The organism is Streptomyces sp. NPDC002690 (assembly GCF_053592415.1).
The window spans coordinates 1-3735 of sequence record NZ_JBSFVR010000526.1; the positions used below are offsets into that span (position 1 = coordinate 1).

The window sequence follows — 3735 nt, forward strand, 5'->3', positions numbered from 1 at the left end:
ATCAGCGTCGTGGGTCCCACCGGAACCACCGCCGCCCAGCAAACACGGCGAACCCGGTCCACACCAGTGCCGGGGCCGCCGCGCCCACGAGCGCGTCAGGGCGGCCGGACCGGGTATCCGCTGACCCATGTCCACACGCCCTCTGCCCACCACCTTCACCTCGTCCAACCGCCTCAGGGGCTGGCTCCAGCAGCGCGACCTGACCGCGTTCCAAGGGGTCGCCAACCGGCACTGGCCGGGCGCCGAGCCCCTGTTGCCCCGCTTGAGCCGCAGCGCCAACCACGGCCTGCTCTGGTTCGGCGCCGCCGCGGGCATCGCCGCGCTCGGCGGCAGCGCACGGGCGCGCAGGGCCGCGCTGCGGGGCGTGGCCTCGCTCGCGCTCGCCTCGGCGGCCATCAACACGGTCGGCAAGGGCGCGGTGCGCCGGGACCGTCCGGTGCTCGACATGGTCCCGGTGATACGGCAGCTGAAGCGGCAGCCGATCACCACGTCCTTCCCGTCCGGGCACGCCGCGTCCGCCGCCGCGTTCGCCACCGGGGTGGCTCTGGAGTCCAAGGGCTGGGGCGCGGTCGTCGCCCCGGTGGCCCTGGCGGTCGCGGCTTCCCGGGTCTACACCGGCGTGCACTATCCGAGCGACGTCGTGGCGGGTGCGGCACTCGGCGTGGGGGCGGCCTTCGCCCTGCGCGGGGTGGTACCGACCCGTGGCCAGCTCCCCGCCCCGGGCCGGCCGCCCGCCCAGGCCCCGTCGCTCCCCGCGGGCGAGGGCTTGGTGGTGGTCGTCAACGAGGAGTCGGGGACCGCGAGGGGTACGGCTTCGCTGGTGCGGGACGCGCTCCCGATGGCCGAGGTGGTGGAGTGCGCACCCGGCGACCTGGCTGACACGTTCGCCGAGGCGGTCGGCAGGGGTCGGGCGCTCGGCGTCTGCGGCGGCGACGGTACGGTCAACCTGGCCGCGTCCGTAGCGGCGACCCACGGGGTCCCGCTGGCGGTGTTCCCCGGCGGCACCCTCAACCACTTCGCGTACGACCTCGGCATCGAGACGGTGCACGACACGGTGGCCGCCCTGAAGGCCGGCGACGCGGTCCGGGTCGACCTCGGACGCTTCCGCCCCGGCCCGCACGGGCCCGACGGGGCGGACGGCTACTTCCTCAACGCCTTCAGCCTCGGCGTCTATCCGGAGCTGGTACGGAAGCGGGAGCACTGGGCGCCGCGCATCGGCGGGTGGCCGGCCGGGATGCTGGCGGCGTTCGAGGTGCTGCGCGGGGAACGCCCCCTGGAGGCGGAACTTCAGGGAAAGCGGCGCCCGTTGTGGCTTCTCTTCGTGGGCAACGGTCTTTTCCAGCGGGTCGGCCCCGCACCCGGCAGGCGCCACAACCTCGCGGACGGCCTGCTGGACGTACGCGTGGTCCACGGCGGCCGCACCCCTGGACTGCGCCTGATCGCGGCGGCCGTGGCCGGTCCACTGACCCGCTCCCCCGTACACGCGGCGGAACGGCGCCGCAGGGTCCGGATCGCCGGACTGCCGCCGGGTACTCCCTACGCGTACGACGGCGAAGTAGCCATCTCAGGAACGGAGTTGCTGGTCGACAAGCTCCCCGAAGCGCTGACGGTCTACTGCCCCATGCCGGTGTGAGGCCACCGGATCCTCTCTCCCCCCGCGATACGCGTCTCACATCACAAGACACGTATCTCATCATGCGATCTGCGGCGTACGGTTGACCCACCGCTCGCAGCCACGCTCGGAGAGAGGACCCCGGCATGCCGAAGGAAACCGCCGTCTACACCCACGGGCACCACGAATCGGTGCTCCGCTCGCACCGTTGGCGCACCGCCGAGAACTCTGCGGCCTATCTCCTCGCCGAACTCAAGCCGGGGATGTCCGTACTGGACGTCGGCTGCGGACCGGGGACGATCACGGCCGACCTGGCCGCGCTGGTCGCCCCGGGCGTGGTGACCGGCCTCGACACCCAGCAGGAGATCCTCGACGCGGCGGCCGGAGCCGCTCGCGAACGCGGCCTGGACAACGTCTCGTTCGCCGTCGCCGACGTTCACGCGCTGGACTATCCGGACGACTCCTTCGACGTGGTCCACGCCCATCAGGTGCTCCAGCACGTGGGCGATCCGGTACAGGCACTGCGCGAGATGCGCCGGGTGTGCCGCCCCGGCGGGATCGTCGCCGCCCGGGACAGCGACTACGCGGCGATGACCTGGTATCCGGAAGTTCCAGGCATGGAGGCGTGGTTGACGCTCTACCGACAGGTCGCCCGCGCCAACGGCGGTGAGCCCGACGCCGGTCGCAGGCTCCTCTCCTGGGCGCGGCAGGCCGGCTTCACCGACATCGTGCCGACCGCCGCCGCATGGTGCTACGCCACGCCGGAGAGCCGGAGCTGGTGGAGCGGGCTGTGGGCGGACCGTACGGTCGGCTCCGCCTACGCGCAGAAGGCGGTCGAGGGCGGCCACGCCACGCCGGAGGACCTCGCGGCGGCAGCGGCGGCGTGGCGCGCCTGGGGCGAGGAGGGCGACGGTTGGTTCATGGTGCCGCACGGTGAGGTGCTCTGCCGGGCATGACCCGGTGAGGTGGTGTGCGGCGGGCCACGGCCCACCGCACACCGCACGACCCTCCTGGACTCCCTCGCCGCGTCCTTCGCCTCCCTCGCCCACGTATCGGGGAGGTGCGGACCGGGGCGAACCGATCACACGGCCCGGGGGACCCAACTAACCTCGTACGCATGGACATCCTGGGAACCACGCTACGCGTCTGCGTCGACGACCTGGAGGCCTCGGTGGCCTTCTACGAGGGCATCACCGGCACCCGAGCACTGCGCTTCGAGCGCGGCGGGGTGTCGGTCGCCGCGATCGGCTGCTTCCTGCTCATGAGCGGGCCCGAGACGGAGCTGGAGATGCTGCGCAAGGTGGCGGCGACCATCGCGGTGAAGGACGTGGACGAGGCCCGTGAGGCACTCACCCGGGCCGGTGCGCACATCGTCGCGGGTCCGGTCCCGACACCCGTCGGCCGCAACCTGATCGCCCTGCACCCGGACGGCTCGGTCTTCGAGTACGCGGACCGCAACACCGTCGTCTGACCTGCCTGGCGACGGCGGTCGCAGGCCCAGGCCCAGGCCCAGGCCCAGGCCCAGGCTGGAGGGTGCGCCGACGACCACGATATTCCGCATGGCCCCCATCCTTCCCGTCGTAACCTGGGCCGCGAGCGGATTTCGCCGCGGAAGAACACGCGGCATTCGGCCGTGTGCGGCGCAGGAGAAGGCAGGCACCACGATGGGCACGCAGCACACGTACCGGGTGATCGTCCGGGGCACCTGGAACGGGCTGACGGACGAGGCGCGGACCCGGCTGCTCGCCGAGGTCGCGGACCACGGCCTCACCTCGATGCAGTTCACCGAGGAGGGATCGCTCACCTACGACACCGTGCTGAAGCACTTCAGCTTCCGGTACGTGGTGGTGTCCGACGCCGAGGACGGCGAGGAGATGGCGTCCGCCCTCGCCGAGGAACGCGCCGAAACCGCTCTCGAGGCCGGGGGCTACGGTCACGGGCCGCTGCGCTCCACGGCGACCGACATGGACGCCATGAAGATCAACTACAAGGGGCAGCGGGGGACCGGCGCCGCGTAACGGCGCGACGCGGGCGACGAAGAGCCCGGAGTGGATGAACTGGGTGAGGAAGGAGGGGGCCTCGGCCAGCAGCACGGCGCGCACGTCAGCGGGCATGGTGTCGTG

General features: G+C 72.4%; 4 protein-coding genes. All 4 read left to right on the forward strand.

The window, feature by feature from the left end; all coding sequences use genetic code 11:
• The first annotated feature begins 127 nt into the window (after positions 1 to 127).
• The gene (locus tag ACWD3D_RS34550; RefSeq protein ID WP_451464646.1) at positions 128 to 1633 is read left to right on the forward strand and encodes a phosphatase PAP2 family protein; all 1506 of its coding nucleotides are present in this window, start codon (positions 128 to 130) and stop codon (positions 1631 to 1633) included.
• Between the two features lie 125 nt (positions 1634 to 1758).
• The gene (locus ACWD3D_RS34555) at positions 1759 to 2568 is read left to right on the forward strand and encodes a methyltransferase domain-containing protein (RefSeq protein WP_451464647.1); all 810 of its coding nucleotides are present in this window, start codon (positions 1759 to 1761) and stop codon (positions 2566 to 2568) included.
• A gap of 161 nt (positions 2569 to 2729) precedes the next feature.
• Positions 2730 to 3083, forward strand: coding sequence for a VOC family protein (locus ACWD3D_RS34560; protein ID WP_451464648.1), 354 nt, complete (start codon positions 2730 to 2732; stop codon positions 3081 to 3083).
• Positions 3084 to 3276: 193 nt separating this feature from the next.
• The gene (locus ACWD3D_RS34565; protein ID WP_451464649.1) at positions 3277 to 3630 is read left to right on the forward strand and encodes a DUF6204 family protein; all 354 of its coding nucleotides are present in this window, start codon (positions 3277 to 3279) and stop codon (positions 3628 to 3630) included.
• Positions 3631 to 3735: the final 105 nt, after the last annotated feature.